This is a genomic window from Qipengyuania citrea (assembly GCF_024171405.1).
GTDB classification, from domain to species: Bacteria; Pseudomonadota; Alphaproteobacteria; order Sphingomonadales; family Sphingomonadaceae; genus Qipengyuania; species Qipengyuania profunda.
The window spans coordinates 574,529-589,652 of record NZ_JALJZT010000002.1 but is presented as its reverse complement, the minus strand read 5'-3'; the positions used below and the strand labels follow the sequence as shown (position 1 = coordinate 589,652).

The 15,124-nt window shown below is 65.1% G+C and carries 11 protein-coding genes and 1 tRNA gene; 5 read left to right on the top strand and 7 right to left on the bottom strand.

Annotated features, from left to right (window positions below):
* The first annotated feature begins 32 nt into the window (after positions 1 to 32).
* On the top strand, positions 33 to 353 hold the full coding sequence (gene trxA / locus J2S32_RS03725; RefSeq protein ID WP_253516442.1) for a thioredoxin: 321 nt from the start codon (positions 33 to 35) through the stop codon (positions 351 to 353).
* Here the strand turns inward: trxA and J2S32_RS03720 are convergent.
* The 3 genes from J2S32_RS03720 to J2S32_RS03710 are packed head-to-tail and all read right to left on the bottom strand — an operon-like array spanning position 350 to position 4,440.
* Positions 350 to 1,117: an inositol monophosphatase family protein gene (locus J2S32_RS03720; protein ID WP_253522918.1), complete on the bottom strand. Its 768-nt coding sequence runs from the start codon at positions 1,115 to 1,117 to the stop codon at positions 350 to 352. The two genes, trxA and J2S32_RS03720, sit on opposite strands and share 4 nt — an antisense overlap.
* Positions 1,118 to 1,146: 29 nt before the next feature.
* Entirely contained in the window at positions 1,147 to 2,373 is a 1,227-nt protein-coding gene (gene argJ / locus J2S32_RS03715) for a bifunctional glutamate N-acetyltransferase/amino-acid acetyltransferase ArgJ (protein ID WP_253516440.1), read from the bottom strand.
* A 39-nt stretch (positions 2,374 to 2,412) separates the two neighbouring features.
* A complete protein-coding gene (locus tag J2S32_RS03710; RefSeq protein ID WP_253516437.1) occupies positions 2,413 to 4,440 on the bottom strand; it encodes a spermidine synthase in 2,028 nt (675 codons plus the stop codon).
* A 173-nt stretch (positions 4,441 to 4,613) separates the two neighbouring features.
* On the opposite strand from J2S32_RS03710, the gene J2S32_RS03705 reads away from it, so the two are divergent.
* Both J2S32_RS03705 and secA read left to right on the top strand, forming a co-directional pair.
* The gene (locus J2S32_RS03705) at positions 4,614 to 4,883 is read left to right on the top strand and encodes a hypothetical protein (RefSeq protein ID WP_253516434.1); all 270 of its coding nucleotides are present in this window, start codon (positions 4,614 to 4,616) and stop codon (positions 4,881 to 4,883) included.
* Positions 4,884 to 4,982: 99 nt separating this feature from the next.
* Positions 4,983 to 7,742, top strand: a complete 2,760-nt coding sequence (gene secA, locus J2S32_RS03700; RefSeq protein WP_253516431.1) for a preprotein translocase subunit SecA — start codon at positions 4,983 to 4,985, stop codon at positions 7,740 to 7,742.
* A 24-nt stretch (positions 7,743 to 7,766) separates the two neighbouring features.
* On the opposite strand, the gene J2S32_RS03695 is transcribed toward secA, so the two are convergent.
* Positions 7,767 to 8,384 (bottom strand): GNAT family N-acetyltransferase, encoded by a 618-nt coding sequence (locus J2S32_RS03695; protein ID WP_253516427.1) that lies wholly within the window; start codon positions 8,382 to 8,384, stop codon positions 7,767 to 7,769.
* Positions 8,385 to 8,447: 63 nt separating this feature from the next.
* On the opposite strand from J2S32_RS03695, the gene J2S32_RS03690 reads away from it, so the two are divergent.
* Positions 8,448 to 9,188, top strand: a complete 741-nt coding sequence (locus J2S32_RS03690; RefSeq protein ID WP_253516424.1) for a sulfite exporter TauE/SafE family protein — start codon at positions 8,448 to 8,450, stop codon at positions 9,186 to 9,188.
* A 6-nt stretch (positions 9,189 to 9,194) separates the two neighbouring features.
* On the opposite strand, the gene J2S32_RS03685 is transcribed toward J2S32_RS03690, so the two are convergent.
* Both J2S32_RS03685 and J2S32_RS03680 read right to left on the bottom strand, forming a co-directional pair.
* Positions 9,195 to 9,269 (bottom strand) — tRNA-Asn (locus tag J2S32_RS03685).
* A gap of 97 nt (positions 9,270 to 9,366) precedes the next feature.
* Entirely contained in the window at positions 9,367 to 10,149 is a 783-nt protein-coding gene (locus J2S32_RS03680) for an NAD kinase (protein ID WP_253516421.1), read from the bottom strand.
* A gap of 132 nt (positions 10,150 to 10,281) precedes the next feature.
* Here J2S32_RS03680 and J2S32_RS03675 point away from each other — a divergent pair, with 132 nt between their 5' ends.
* A complete protein-coding gene (locus J2S32_RS03675; RefSeq protein ID WP_253516418.1) occupies positions 10,282 to 11,598 on the top strand; it encodes a bifunctional diguanylate cyclase/phosphodiesterase in 1,317 nt (438 codons plus the stop codon).
* 6 nt (positions 11,599 to 11,604) lie between these two features.
* On the opposite strand, the gene mfd is transcribed toward J2S32_RS03675, so the two are convergent.
* Positions 11,605 to 15,111, bottom strand: coding sequence for a transcription-repair coupling factor (mfd, locus tag J2S32_RS03670; RefSeq protein WP_253516415.1), 3,507 nt, complete (start codon positions 15,109 to 15,111; stop codon positions 11,605 to 11,607).
* Positions 15,112 to 15,124 lie beyond the last annotated feature (13 nt).

The window sequence follows — 15,124 nt, the reverse complement described above, 5'->3', positions numbered from 1 at the left end:
TCGGGGGCCAAGCGAATTTCAGGAGATTTCCCATGGCCACCACCGCCGTCACCGACGCCAGCTTCCAATCCGACGTGCTCGAAAGCGACAAGCCCGTGCTGGTCGATTTCTGGGCCGACTGGTGCGGTCCGTGCAAGATGATCGCACCCGCGCTTGAAGAACTGAGCGAGGAACTGGGCGAGCAGGTCACCATCGCCAAGATGGACATCATGGAAAACCCCGACGTCCCCGGTTCGATGGGCGTCCAGTCGATCCCCTATCTCGTGCTGTTCAAGAATGGCGAAGCCGCTGCCCATATGCGCGGCGCGGCGCCCAAGGGCCAGCTCAAGCAGTGGCTTGAGAGCGAGCTTTAATCCAGCTTCGCATATAGCTCGGCGAGCTCGTCCCACAGGGCCGGGCTCGCCGCACCCAGCAGGCCCGTTCGGCCCACCTCGTCCACGCGATAGGGTGAGCCGTCGGGCCGCGCTGCTTTTCCGCCCGCCTCGTTGAGCCACAGCGCACCCGCCGCGTGGTCCCAGGCCAGCGTGCGTTCAAAAATCGACACATCGTTCACCCCCAGCGCCAGCCGCGGATACTGCTCCGCCGCGCAATAGGGGATGTCGACGAGGTGGTACTGCGGTGCGATATGCCGCCGCGTCGCCTCGCGGCGCTCTTCCTGCATGAAGATCAGCGACAGGGCGGCGATCGGCGGCGTCATGCCGGTGGGGTGGGCGGCGACCTTCACGCCATCAACCTGCGCCCCTTGGCCGCGATGCGCGGTGCAGAAGCGTCCGCTGAGGCAGTCGTAAATCCAGCCCGACTGTGCTTCCCCGCCTTCGGCGCGCGCGATGATGATCCCGAATGGCGGCTTCCCGCTGGCGAAATTGCGGGTCCCGTCGACCGGATCGACGATCCAGCACGGGCGATCGAGCCGGTCCAGTATGCCTGGGTCCGCGTGCGCGGTTTCCTCGCCCACGAAGGCGAGCGTATCGTCGAGCGCGGCCAGCCCCTCGCGCAGCAGCGCCTCGCTCTCCTTGTCGGCCACCGTGACGGGATCGTTGCCGCCCTTGTCCTCGACCTCGCCCGCGGCAAGGTTGCGATAGCGCGGGAGGATCGCCTGCACGGTGACCCGCTGCATCAGCGCGAGGATATCGCGGTCGAGCGCGCTCACGAGCGGTAGTCTGCATTGATCGAGATGTAGCCATGCGTGAGATCGCAGGTCCAGACGGTCGCGCGGCCTTCGCCAAGACCGAGATCGACCTCGATGCGAATGTCCTGCCCGGCAAGATGCTTGGCGACCGGTGCCTCGTCGTAATCGGCGACGGGCTGGCCATCGCGTGCGGCCCAGGTCCCGCCGAAGCCGATCGACAATCGGTCGCGGTCGGCGGGTTCGCCCGCCTTGCCCACCGCCATGACCACGCGGCCCCAATTGGCGTCGCCCCCGGCTATCGCGGTCTTCACCAGCGGCGAGTTGGCAATCGCCAGGCCGACGCGGCGCGCGCTGGCGTCGTCCGCCGCCCCGGTGACCGCGACCTCGATGAATTTCTGCGCCCCTTCGCCGTCGCGCACGACCAGCAGGGCGAGTTCGCGGCAGACATCGTGCAGCGCCGCGTAGAAGGCATCGGCGCCGGGATCGTCCCATGTGGTCAGCGGCGCATTGCCCGCCTTTCCGGTTGCGAACAGCAGCACCGTGTCGCTGGTCGAGGTATCGCCATCGACCGTGATGCAGGAGAACGTCGCCTCATTCGCCTTGGATAGCATCTCCTGCAGGAACGCCGGGTCCACGGCCGCGTCGGTAAAGACATAGCCCAGCATCGTCGCCATGTCGGGCGCGATCATGCCGCTGCCCTTGATGATCCCGGCGAGTTCGACCCGCTGGGTCCCCATGAAAGCCGCCGCTGCGGCGCCCTTGGTGAAGGTGTCGGTGGTCCCGATCGCGTTCGCCGCCTCTTCCCAGCCGCAGCTTTCGGCGCCGAGCACCGCGGCCACTCCGGCGCGCGCCTTGTCCTTGGGCAAGGGCACCCCGATCACGCCGGTCGAGGACACGAACACCTCGTCCCCCGGGCAGTCGAGTGCCTTGGCTACCTGCGCAATGATCTGCTCGACCGCCTCGCGCCCGCGATAGCCGGTGAAGGCGTTGGAATTGCCTGCATTGACGATCAGCGCCCGCGCGCGGCCCTGCTCCACCTGTGCGCGGCCCATCTCGACCTCGCTCGAGGCGCAGGCCGATTTGGTAAAGACCCCCGCCACGGCGCAGCCGGCGGCGAGTTCGACATAGGTCAGATCGGACCGGTCCCACGCCTTGTAGCCCGCGCGCGCCACGCGCAGCGTCACGCCGTCGATTACCGGCAGCGCGGGGAAGGGGCGGGCGAGCAGAGAAGGCGTTAGATCCATTCCCCGCGCGCTAGCCCCGCGCCGCGCGCCAGACAAGCGTCAGGCTGCGCGGCCCGCGACCCTCGGCACCAGCAGGAAGGCGACGAGATACAGCAGGCCGGTCACGATCAGCAAATTGTTGTAGCCGGTGAACAGCGCCGCATATTCGAGACACCCGCCGACGATCGTGCCGAGCAGGTTGATCGCAAAGGCCGATTGCGAATCGCTGCTTTCGCGGAAGCGTTTCGCAAAGGCGATATTGGCGAGATAGATCGGCAGGAAGGCCAGCACGGTTGCCACGACCAGCCGCGGCCAGAACGCCAGCGGCAGCAACCATTCGGGCTTGATGACCCAGGCCGCCGCAAGCGAGGCGGCCAGCGCGATGAAGACCACCTTGAGCGGCGGCGTCTTGACCCGCCGCTCGGTTTCCACCGCGGCAAGCACGATCACCAGCACGCCGGCAAACACCAGCGCGTTGACGAACCATGTGGTGCCGAACAGCAAGGCAAAGGTCGCGATGTTCTTGGTTTCGAGCAGCAGGAACGCCGCACCCATGAAGAACAGGTCGGCATAGGGCCGCATCGTGCCGAGCGGGCCGCCCAGCAGCCGCACTGTCACCAGCGAGGCGAGCAGGATGGCCCCGATAGTGAAGGCATAGAGCGGCGGGAAGCTGTTTCCGCGGAAATACAGGAACGGGGCATCGTCCTTGACCGTGGTGATTTCGGTCGTCGGAACCCAGGGTTCGCCGCAGGTCTGCGATTCCGCCTGCACCGCGATGCTGACGACCGCCTGCGCATCGGCCCAGGTGTCGACGCAGGGTTCATGGCCGAACACCGCCTGCGTGGTCCCGGCAAGCCGGTCGATCAGCCAGGGTTCGCGGTAATAGTTGTACATCGCAAACGCGCCGTCGGGCTTGAGCGCGCGGCGGACCGACTGGATGGCCTCCTCGGTAAAGAGGAAGGATTCGAGGCGGATTTGCGATGCGCCGCTCACCAGCGTGAGCGAATCGGGCAGCGCGAAAAGGATGAGATCGTATTTGCGCTCGGTGTTCTCGAGGAAGGCGCGGCCGTCGTTGACATGCCGCTGGACGCCTGGATTGGCGTAGGGGCGGTCGATGTTCATCTCGACCCCGATCTGCATGATGCGCGGGTCGATATCCACGGCATCGACATGCTTGGCCCCTTCGCGCAGCGCGATCGCAACGTCCGAACCCGACCCAGCGCCGACGATCAACACGTCGTCGAGCTTACCCGGAAGCCGTAGATAGGGCGTCTCGTAAATCCGTTCGCCCTGTTCCAGCTTCCATTCCGCCGGAGCCATCAACTGGTGCGGGACGCCATTCGCGCGGATCAGGACGAAACCGGAATCGGCTTCTTCCATCTCCTCGGCGTTGATCTTGTAATAGGGCGACCAGCTCACGCCGGGGGTGAAGGTCTCCATGGCGAGGCCCGCCAGCAGCACGACGCCCCAGCCAGCGCTTACGATCCGGCGGTTGGGTGCCGTCAGCAGCATGATCGGAACCATGGCGACCACGCCCCAGACCAGCGAAGGTGCATGGAGGAAACTCAGGGCAGTGAAGCCGAGAATCCCGGCCAGCGAACCGATCAGGTCGTAGCGATACGCAGACAGGGGCCGCATCTTGGGAAAACACCGCCCGACAAGTTCCGCCGGTCCGGCAAGGATGACCGCGACCAGCCCGAAGACCACGGGCAGCGCAAGCCAGGCGGGTGGTCCTTCGATTTCGAGCGCCGTGAAATAGATGAGGTCCGAACCCTGCCGTTCGATCGAGACCGGAAACTGGATCACGCCGATGACGAGGATCGCCAGCAGCGGCAGCGAAATCGGCCAGATCGACCATTCCTTGCGGCTGATCAGGAAGCCCGCGCCAATGCCGAGGAACGACCCCAGCAGGACGAAATTCGAGAAATAGGACAGGTGGACGACGCTCGAACCGAGCCAGCGGATCAGCGCGAGTTCGACGAAGAGCATGAGCCCGCTGGCCAGCAGCAGGCGGGTAACGACGGCGGGGTCATCCCGCTCTTCATAGCCGCTCGGCTTGCTATCCAAGGTCCCGTCGACAGTGCTCATTCTTGCCCCCTGCAATCCCGTTTCGAGTGCGACGCTTAAGAGCGTATGTTTACTGGAAAGATAATTCGACTGCTGGCCCACATCTGTCCCCAGCGCCGGAGGCGGGACTTTCGGCGAGTTTACCGGCTTCGGGCTGGACGTTCCGCCTCCGCGTCACTATCTCGCCGGTCAGGATGCTTAAACGCCTGCTCGCCTGCCTCGCGCTCCTGACCGGCCTCGCTGCTGCCGGCGCGCCTGCCCATGCGGTGGTTTATGATGCGGCATCGGGCGTCGAGCGCGCAGCCGATACCGAGAAGCCCTGCCACGGCGAGGTAAGCATCCGTCTCCACACGGCTCGCCATTCGCTGGTTGCGCCGCGTGCGACCGGACCGGGCCAGCCGGTTGCGGTCCTTTCGGTCGTCATCCCGACCGTGCAGATGGGCATCGACCGCGCCTACGAATAGGCCGGCCGCGACATCCCCCGATTTTCGTCCGCCACGTACGCTGTGCGCGGGCTTTCCACCATACACCATAGAATTCATCCGGAAGGCGCCAGGCCCCCTATGTTCAATTCCATCATGAAGACCGTATTCGGTTCGTCCAACGACCGTTATGTCAAATCGATCGGCAAGATCGTCGACCGGATCAACGCGCTCGAACCGCAGCTCCAGGCGCTTTCGGACGAAGAACTGGCGGCGCAGACCGACAAGTTCCGCGCGCAGCTGGCCGATGGCAAGACGCTCGACGACATCCTGCCCGAAGCCTTCGCCACCGTGCGCGAAGCCTCGGTCCGTGTGCTCGGCATGCGCCATTTCGATGTGCAAATGGTCGGCGGTATCGTGCTTCACCGCGGCGAAATCGCTGAGATGCGCACGGGTGAGGGCAAGACGCTGGTGGCCACGCTCGCGACCTATCTCAATGCGATCGAGGGCAAGGGTGTCCATATCGTCACCGTCAACGACTACCTCGCCGCGCGCGATGCCGAATGGATGGGCCGGCTGCACCAGTTCCTCGGCCTAACTGTCGGCGTGATCGTTCCGAACCTTCCGGAGCACCAGCGCCGTGAGGCCTACAACGCGGACATCACCTATTCGACCAATAACGAGCTTGGCTTCGATTACCTGCGTGACAACATGAAGCACGAGCGCGGACAGATGGTCCAGCGCCCCTTCAATTTCGCCATCGTCGACGAAGTCGATTCGATCCTGATCGACGAGGCCCGTACGCCGCTGATCATCTCCGGCCCGACCGAGGACAAGTCCGATCTCTACACCTCGATCGACGAGGTGGTGAAGGAGTTCCCCGAGGACTGGTACGAGAAGGACGAAAAACAGCGCAGCATCCAGCTGACCGAAGAAGGCACCGAAGCGGTCGAACAGCTACTGATCGAAAGAGGCCTGCTCGAAACCGACAACCTCTACGATGTCGAGAACACGCAGGTGGTCCACCATCTCGACCAGGCGCTGCGCGCGGTGCACATGTTCAAGCGCGACACCGATTACATCGTCAAGGACGACAAGGTCGTCATCATCGACGAGTTTACCGGCCGCATGATGGATGGCCGCCGCTGGTCGAACGGGCTGCACCAGGCGGTCGAGGCCAAGGAAGGCGTCAAGATCGAGCCCGAGAACCAGACACTCGCCTCGATCACCTTCCAGAACTATTTCCGCATGTATCCCAAGCTGTCGGGCATGACCGGCACCGCGGCCACCGAAGCGGCCGAGTTCTGGGACATCTACAAGATGAACGTGGTCGAGATCCCGACCAATGTCCCCGTTTCGCGCATCGACGAGGATGACGAGTTCTACAAGAACACGCAGGACAAGTTCAAAGCCATCGCCAAGGCCATCGCCGAGAAGAACGCCATCGGCCAGCCTGTGCTGGTCGGCACGGTGTCGATCGAGAAGTCGGAAATGCTCAGCGAATTCCTCCGGCAGGAAGGGGTCGAGCACGAGGTCCTCAACGCGCGCCAGCACGAACGCGAGGCGCATATCGTGGCGCAGGCGGGCCGTATCGGCGCGGTGACCATTGCCACCAACATGGCCGGCCGCGGGACCGACATCCAGCTGGGCGGTAATGTCGATTTCCGGATCGGCGACGAGCTCTCCGAGCTTGAAGACGGGGCCAAGAAGGACCTCGAAATCGCTCGCATCACCGCCGAGGTCGCGGCCGAGCGGCAGAAGGTGCTCGAGGCCGGGGGCCTGTTCGTGCTCGGCACCGAACGCCATGAAAGCCGCCGCATCGACAACCAGCTGCGCGGCCGTTCGGGCCGCCAGGGCGATCCCGGGCTCAGCCGGTTCTACCTGTGTCTGGAGGACGACCTGCTGCGCATCTTCGGACCCGACACGCTGTTCTCCAAGATGCTCAACTCGAACCTCGAGGATGGCGAGGCGATCGGCTCGAAATGGCTCTCCAAGGCGATCGAGACCGCGCAGAAGAAGGTCGAGGCGCGCAATTACGAAATCCGTAAGCAGGTCGTCCAATACGACGATGTGATGAACGACCAGCGCAAGGTCATCTACGAACAGCGCGCGGAGATCATGGACAGCGAGGCGGTCGACGATGTGGTGGTCGACATGCGTCACGATGCGATCAATTCGATCGTCTCGGAAGCCTGCCCGCCGGGTTCCTATCCCGAGCAGTGGGACATCGAGGCGCTCAAGACGCGCATTGCCGAAGTGCTGACGATCGAACCGCCGATCGAGCACTGGATCGAGGAAGACCAGGTCGAACCTGAAATCATCGAGGAACGGCTGGCCAGCGAAATCGATACGATCATGGACAACAAGATCGCTGCGGCCGATCCCGCGCTGTGGCGGCGGATCGAAAAGAGCGTGCTGCTGCAGGAACTCGACGGGCAGTGGAAGGACCACCTCGCCACGCTCGACGCACTGCGCCAGGTGGTCGGCCTGCGCGCGCATGCGCAGAAGCAGCCGCTCAACGAGTACAAGCAGGAAGCCTTCAGCCTGTTCGAAACCATGCTCGACAAGCTGCGCGAGACGGTGACCAACAAGCTGATCCGCCTCGAACTGGTCGAACCTGCGCCGTTGCCGCAGGTCGATCTGCCCGACTTGCCCGACTTCCTTACCGGTCACATCGACCCGCTGACCGGGCTCGACAATTCCAACGACGGCGATGGCTCGGCCGGACGCGCGGCGCTGTTCGGTGCACTGGCGGGCAGTTCGCGCGCTGCGGTCGGGCCGGGCGGTTCGGTGAGCGAGAACCCCTATGCGGGCATGGACATCAGCCGCAACGCGCCGTGCCCGTGCGGTTCGGGCAACAAGTACAAGCATTGCCACGGCGCCATCAGCGCCAATGCGTGATGCCCGGTCGGGGCAGCTCTGCCGCTAGGCGCGGCGGGGCTGCCTGACCATCGGTACCAGTGGCGGGCTGCCGGGTTCCGGATGGATCGGGACGCCAAAGGGCTCGAAGCCGCAGGACGTATTGAAGCCGGTGTTCGCCGGGTTCGAATTCTCGAGATAGGCGGGCAGCTGCATCCGGTCGCAGGCATCGAGCACCGGCCGGATCAGCTTGCGCCCCAGTCCCTTGCCCTGCGCCGCCGGACGCAGGCCGATACTGAACAGATAGGCGTGATCGAAGGCGGGATGGCACTGCGCCATTGCATCGCCGGTACGGATCCCGCGCGCCACCGCTCCCGGTCCGCAGCGAAACAGCGTGGGGAGGGCGAAAGCGGCATAATCCCGCAGCGAAAAGCTCGCCTCGCCGCCGGGCAACATCCACATGCACGCGCCCTCGTCGCCCAGCGAATAGCTATAGCCGCGCGGGACGTAGATGCGCCGCGCCTGCAGGTGGAACAGGTTGCGGATCCCGGCGAACTTGCCGAACAGCCAGAGGTTGAAAGGATCGTTGCGGAAGGCCTCGGCGGTGATGTCGCCGATCCTGCGGGCATCGCCAGGCCCGGCGCGGACAAGCGCCTCGCCAAGTTCGATGTTACCTGCCTGCATTATCCCTCGTCCTCCTGCGCCGCGACGCTAGCGCGCGGCGCGGTGGCGGTCTAGGCGAGCGCCATGGCCTCCCTCATCGTTGCATTTTTCGTGGCAGCCTTGCTCTATGCCAGCGTCGGGTTCGGCGGCGGTTCGACCTATACCGCGCTGCTGGCGCTTGCCGAGATCGACTATCGCCTGCTCCCGCTGCTGTCGCTGGCATGCAATATCGTCGTGGTGGCGGGCAGTTCGCTGCGCTTTGCCCGCGCCAAGGTCACGCCGTGGCGAAATGCGTTGCTGCTGACGGGGGTCGCGGCGCCCGCCGCCTTGCTCGGCGGCCTCACCCCGATCGACGAGGCGACATTCCTCACCATTCTCGGGGCCAGCCTCGTCCTGACCGCGCTGACGCTCCTGCTGCGACCGCGCGATACGGCGACGGGAGCGCCGCCGCGGTTCGCGGGGGCTATGCCGGTGCTGGCGGTGCCTCTCGGCTATCTCGCGGGCCTCGTCGGTATTGGCGGGGGCATCTTCCTCGCCCCGTTCCTGCACCTGACGCGCTGGGACAGCGCGCGCGCGATTGCCGCGACCGCCAGCCTGTTCATTCTCGTCAATTCGCTGTTCGGTCTGGCGGGGCAATTGCTCAAGGGCGGTACGGGCCGCCTCGGTGCCGCGATCGATTTCGGCCTGCCGCTGCTGGTCGCGGTCGCGATCGGCGGGCAGATCGGCAGCCTGTTGGCGCTCAAATACCTGCCGCAACGCTGGATCCGCTACGGCACAGCAGCGCTCACCGCCTGGGTGGGCGGGCGCTTGCTGCTGAATGTATGAGAAAAGTGGCTCCCCGAGTTGGATTCGAACCAACGACCAAGTGATTAACAGTCACCTACTCTACCGCTGAGCTATCGGGGAGCAGCCCGCTGGGCAGGGGTGCGCCTATATGGGCGGTCATACGGTTTGGCAAGCGGGCAAATCGCAAAAATTGTGCGCCGCGGTTCCGCTGTGCCGCTCAGACCACGAATTGCTCGGCGACGATGCGTTCGTCGAGCGCGTGGCCGGGGTCGAACAGCAACGTCAATTCGCTGTCGCGGGCGATTTCGAGGTTCACTTCGGCCACGTCGCGCAGCTCGCGCTGGTCGGCCACGACCGAGACCGGGCGTTTGTCCTTCTCGAGCACGCGCAGCGTGATGCGGCTGCGGTCGGGCAGGATCGCGCCATGCCAGCGGCGCGGGCGGAAGGGGCTGATCGGGGTAAGCGCGAGCAGGTTCGAATCGAGCGGCAGGATCGGGCCGTCGGCCGAGAGGTTGTAGGCGGTCGATCCCGCGGGGGTGGCGAGCAGCACGCCATCGCAGACCAGCTCGGGGATCCGCACCTTGTCGTCGACGGTCACCTCCAGCTTAGCGGTCTGGCGCGTCTCACGCAGCAGGCTGACCTCGTTGATCGCGCAAAAGGTGTGCTGCGCGCCAGCCTGCGTGGTCGCTTCCATCCGCAGCGGGGCGATATGGTGGCGCTTGGCCCGCCCGATCCGCTTGAGCAGCGTTTCGGGGTTGCGGTTGCGGTTCATCAGGAAGCCGACCGTGCCGAGATTGAGCCCGTAGGCCGGAATGATCCGGCCGCTGTCGAGCATGGCATGCAGCGTCTGCAGCATGAAACCATCGCCGCCGAGCACGACGACCGCATCGGCTTCTTCGAGCGGCACCCAGTCGGCGACTGCGCGGAATTCCTTGTCGGCGGCTTCCTGCGCACGCGGGGCGTCGGACACGAGCAGGGCCAGTCGGCTGAATTCGGACATGGGTCCCCTCGCATCCTCCCGTGCCGGGACGAGCTCGCCGGGCACGCGGGTTTCCTATGGTCGCGCGTCCCATTTGGCAACACACTGCAAAAACTGATACCGCTTAACCCCGGGCCTCATAAGGACTGTCACATGGCCAGCATACCCAGCGACACAACCGGCGACACGCGCGATGCGCTAACCGGCCTGGCGGACCAGTCCCAGGCACGCGAGACAATCGAGCGCTGGCTGGCTGAATGGCCCAGCGACACGATCGCCTGCCCCATGCACGCGATGATGATCACGCTCGGGCGGATCGATACGGTGAATGTCGCCTTCGGGGAATCGGCGGGCGACGGGGCGCTGGTCGAAGTGGCGCAGCGCATCAGGCATTTCGCGGGCGACGAACTCGAGAGCAGCAGCGCCTGGACCGCGGCGCGCCTTGGCGGGGGCAATTTCCTCCTCGTTGCGCGGCAGGAATGCAGCCGCGAACGCTGGCAGTGGCTGGCCGAGGCGCTGGCCGATGCCATCGCCATGCCGATCGCCAATCCCGAGGGCGGGGCGAGCCTGCGGCTGTGGCCGCGCATCGCCCTGATGCGCGTGACCCAGAATGACGATCCCGACAGCGTGCTCGATCGCCTGTCGGAGGTCGCTGCCCGCATGCGCGACAGCGCGCGGCGGCGGATCGACTGGTCGACGGGCGATGTCGCGCGCTCGGGCCGCTCGAACCAGCAGCTCGAAGCGGATCTGCTCGCGGCGATCGACCGCAACGAGATCGAGATCCTCTTCCAGCCGCAATACGCGCTCGACGACGACCGGCTGATCGGGGCCGAGGCGCTGGCCCGCTGGGACCATCCGGTCATCGGGCGCATTGGCGGCGGGACGCTGTTCCAGGTTGCCGAGCGGGCCGACCATGTGGCGCACCTGTCACGCCATATCGTCATGCGCGCGCTGGAAAAGGCGCTGCACTGGCCCGATCACCTGCGGCTGTCGCTCAACATCACCCCACCTGATCTGGCCGCCGAGAATTTCGCGATCGATTTTGCGCAGATGGCGGAAAAGACGGGTTTCCCGCTCGAACGGATCACGCTGGAAATCGTCGAGCAGGTGCTGCTCGCCGATCTCGACCGTGTCAGCCGCGTGCTCGACCAGTTGAAACTGTTCGGCATCTGCATCGCACTGGACGATTTCGGCGCGGGCTTCTGCAACTTCCGCTATCTCAAGGTCCTGCCGATCGACTCTCTCAAGCTCGATCGCTCGATGCTCGACGGCGTGTTGGACGACGAGCGCGACCGGGCGGTGATCCGCGCGATCATGGCGATGGCCGAGGCGCTCGACCTGCAGGTGCTGGTGGAGGGCGTCGAGACCGAGGAGCAGCGCGAATTCGTCCGCAAGGAAGGCTGCAAATATTACCAGGGGTTCCTGCGCGCCAAGCCGATGAGCGCAAGCGCGTTCCTCAGCCTGACCTGACGGAACCTACGCCGCCGCGCTCTCGCGCTTGCGCGATTTCCTGACGATACCCGACAGACCCTTGGTCAGCTGGATCAGGCCGTTGAGGCGGCTTTCGGGCGAACCCCATGCGCGGCTGATGACCAGCTTCATGTCGGGGCGCAGCTTGGCGGTGCCCTTCAGCCGGTCGACATAGGCGAGCAGGCCCACCGGATCGGGGAAGTCGTCCTGGTGGAAGGTCACCAGCGTGCCCTGCGCCCCGACATCGATCTTGGCGATATTGGCCTCGATCGCCTGGTGCTTGATCTCGATCAGCTTGACGAGATTGGCGGTGGCAGCGGGGAGATCGCCGAAGCGGTCGATCATCTCAGCCGCCAGCGCGTCGATTTCGGGCTTGTCCTGCGCATCGTTGAGACGGCGATAAAGCGCCATGCGCACCGCGAGGTCGGGGACGTAATCCTCGGGGATCATGATCGGCGCATCGACGGTGATTTGCGGGCTGACGCGTTCGGGCTTGGCTTCCAGCCCCAGTTCGCCCGCCTTGGCGGCAAGGATCGCATCCTCCAGCATCGACTGGTAGAGTTCGAACCCGACCTCGCGGATATGGCCCGATTGCTCGTCGCCAAGCAGATTGCCCGCACCGCGAATATCGAGGTCGTGACTGGCAAGCTGGAAGCCTGCGCCGAGACTGTCGAGATCGCCGAGCACCTTGAGGCGCTTTTCAGCCACTTCAGACAATTGCGTGTCGGTGGCGTAAGTCAGATAGGCGTAGGCGCGCAGCTTCGAACGGCCCACGCGTCCGCGCAGCTGGTAGAGCTGGGCGAGGCCGAAAATATCGGCGCGGTGAATTATGATCGTGTTCGCGCTGGGCAGGTCGAGCCCGCTTTCGACGATGGTGGTCGCCAGCAGCACTTCGTATTTGCCCTCGTAGAAGGCGCTCATCCGCTCCTCGATCTCGCCTGCGCCCATCTGCCCATGCGCGGCGACGAATTTGACCTCGGGCACGTGCTCGTGGAGCCAGTCGGAAATGGCTTCCATGTCGGAAATCCGGGGCACGACGATGAAGCTTTGTCCGCCGCGGTGATGTTCGCGCAGCAAGGCTTCGCGCATCACCATGTCGTCCCATTCCATCACATAGGTGCGCACCGCGAGGCGGTCGACCGGCGGGGTCTGGATGGTCGACAGTTCGCGCAGCCCGGTCATCGCCATCTGCAGCGTGCGCGGGATCGGCGTGGCGGTGAGCGTGAGCATATGCACATCGGCGCGCAATTGCTTGAGCTTTTCCTTATGCGTGACGCCGAACCGCTGTTCCTCGTCGACGATCACCAGTCCGAGGTTCTTGAAGTTGGTCTGCTTCGACAGGATCGCATGCGTGCCGACCACGATATCGACCTGGCCATCGGCCAGCCCCGCGCGCGTCTCCTTCACCTCGCGCGCCGGAACGAGCCGCGACAGGCGGCCGACCTTCAGCGGGAAGCCGTTGAAGCGGGACGCGAAATTCTCGAAATGCTGGCGCGCGAGCAGGGTGGTCGGCGCGACCACCGCGACCTGCTGGCCGTTCATTGCCGCGATGAAGGCGGCGCGCAGTGCGACCTCGGTCTTGCCGAATCCGACATCGCCGCAGACCAGCCGGTCCATCGGCTTGCCGCTTTCGAGGTCGCCAAGAACATCCTCGATCGCGCGTTCCTGGTCGTCGGTTTCTTCCCACGGGAAACGGTCGAGGAACTGGTTGTAGGGGCCGTCCTCCACCTCCAGCACCGGAGCCTTCTTCAGTGCACGCTGGGCGGCGACCTGCATCAGTTCGCCGGCGATCTCGAGGATCCGCTCCTTAAGCCGTGCGCGGCGCTTTTGCCATGCTTCGCCGCCGAGCCGGTCGAGCTGAACCGCCTCTTCGGACGAGCCATAGCGGCTGAGCACATCGATATTCTCGACCGGGATGAACAGCTTGTCGCCGCCCTTGTATTCGAGCTGGACGCAATCGTGCTTGGACTTGCCCACCGCGATCGGTTCGAGACCGAGATATTTGCCGATGCCGTGCTCTGTATGGACGATCAGATCGCCTACGCTGAGCGCCTGCAATTCGGCGAGGAAGGCGTCGGCATCCTTGCGCTTCTTCTTGCGCCGCACCAGCCGGTCGCCAAGGATGTCCTGCTCGGTCAGCAATTCGAGCTCGTCATTGGCGAAACTGGCTTCGATCGGCAGGATCATCGCCGTGGGCTTGGGTACGCCCGATCCCTTCGCAGCCGACAGGCCCAGCGCTTCCTGCCAGGTGTCGGCCATCTGTACCGGCGTACCCGCTTCCTCCAGGATCGAGGCGATGCGCGCGCGGCTACCCTTGGAATAGGCGGCGAGCAGCGGACGCTTGCCCGCTTTCGCCAGCGCTTTGAGGTGGTCGGCCAGCACGGGATAGACATTGTCCCCGCGGGCACGTTCGGGCGCGAAGTCGCGGCCCGAGCGGAAGCCGAAATTCACCACCTTGGCGCTTTCGGGTTCATCGAAAGGCGTCGCGCGGTGGGCGGGGGCGGCAGCAAGGCCGGCCTTGAATTCGCCCGCAGTGAGATAGAGCGCATCGGGCTTCAGGGGCCGGTAATTGCCCTTGGCCTGTCCAGTGATGGCGGTGCGCTGGTCGTAATAATCGCCGATATCCTTCACGCGCTCGTCCGCAGCGGCCAGCGCCGCCTGGTCGATCACGATGAGGTCGTCCTTGCCGAGATGGTCGAACAGCGTGGCCAGCTTGTCCTCGAACAAGGGCAGCCAGTGCTCCATCCCCGCCAGCCTACGCCCCTCGCTGATGGCTTCGTAAAGCGGGTCCTGCGTGGCATTGGCGCCGAACATCTCGCGGTAGCGGCTGCGGAACCGCTTGATGCTGTCATCGTCGAGCAGCGCTTCGCTGGCGGGCAGCAACAGGTGCGACTGGAGCCGCCCGGTGCTCATCTGCGTATTGGGATCGAAGGTGCGCAGGCTCTCCAATTCGTCGCCGAAGAAGTCGAGCCGCAGCGCCTCTTCCATACCGCTCGGGAAAATGTCGACGATCGAACCGCGGACGGCATATTCGCCCTTGTCGATCACCGTGTCCGCACGGCTGTAGCCCTGCCGCTGGAGCAACGCGGCGAGGCTCTCGCGCCCGATCTCGGTCCCCACCTTGAACTCGCGCACGCTTTCGCGGATGCGGAACGGGGTGAGCACGCGCTGGAGAACGGCGTTGGCGGTGGTAACGATCAGCTGCGCCTTGGCCTTGCCCGTCTGCAGCCGGTGAAGCGCGGCCAGCCGGCGTGCGCTGATCGACAGCGCCGGGCTGGCGCGGTCGTAGGGCAGCGAATCCCACGCGGGAAATTCGATCACGTCGAGTTCGGGGGCGAAGAACGCCGCCGCCTCGACGATCCCGCGCATCGCTGCATCGTCGGGTGCGATGAACACTGCGCGACCCGTGCTGGCGCGGGCCAGATCGGCCATGACCAGCGGCTGCGCGCCCCGTGCCACCTGCGCCAGCGTCAGCGGTTCGCGGGCGTTCAGGATATTGGAAAGATCGGGCATCGTGTTCCTAGCG

Coding starts and splice junctions, on each gene's coding strand:
- argJ (WP_253516440.1), bottom strand. CDS start 2,373: ATGGATCTAACGCCTTCTCTGCTCGCCCGCCCCTTCCCCGCGCTGCCG.
- J2S32_RS03680 (WP_253516421.1), bottom strand. CDS start 10,149: ATGTCCGAATTCAGCCGACTGGCCCTGCTCGTGTCCGACGCCCCGCGT.
- J2S32_RS03695 (WP_253516427.1), bottom strand. CDS start 8,384: ATGCAGGCAGGTAACATCGAACTTGGCGAGGCGCTTGTCCGCGCCGGG.
- J2S32_RS03705 (WP_253516434.1), top strand. CDS start 4,614: ATGCTTAAACGCCTGCTCGCCTGCCTCGCGCTCCTGACCGGCCTCGCT.
- J2S32_RS03675 (WP_253516418.1), top strand. CDS start 10,282: ATGGCCAGCATACCCAGCGACACAACCGGCGACACGCGCGATGCGCTA.
- J2S32_RS03710 (WP_253516437.1), bottom strand. CDS start 4,440: ATGAGCACTGTCGACGGGACCTTGGATAGCAAGCCGAGCGGCTATGAA.
- trxA (WP_253516442.1), top strand. CDS start 33: ATGGCCACCACCGCCGTCACCGACGCCAGCTTCCAATCCGACGTGCTC.
- J2S32_RS03720 (WP_253522918.1), bottom strand. CDS start 1,117: ATGCAGCGGGTCACCGTGCAGGCGATCCTCCCGCGCTATCGCAACCTT.
- J2S32_RS03690 (WP_253516424.1), top strand. CDS start 8,448: ATGGCCTCCCTCATCGTTGCATTTTTCGTGGCAGCCTTGCTCTATGCC.
- secA (WP_253516431.1), top strand. CDS start 4,983: ATGTTCAATTCCATCATGAAGACCGTATTCGGTTCGTCCAACGACCGT.
- mfd (WP_253516415.1), bottom strand. CDS start 15,111: ATGCCCGATCTTTCCAATATCCTGAACGCCCGCGAACCGCTGACGCTG.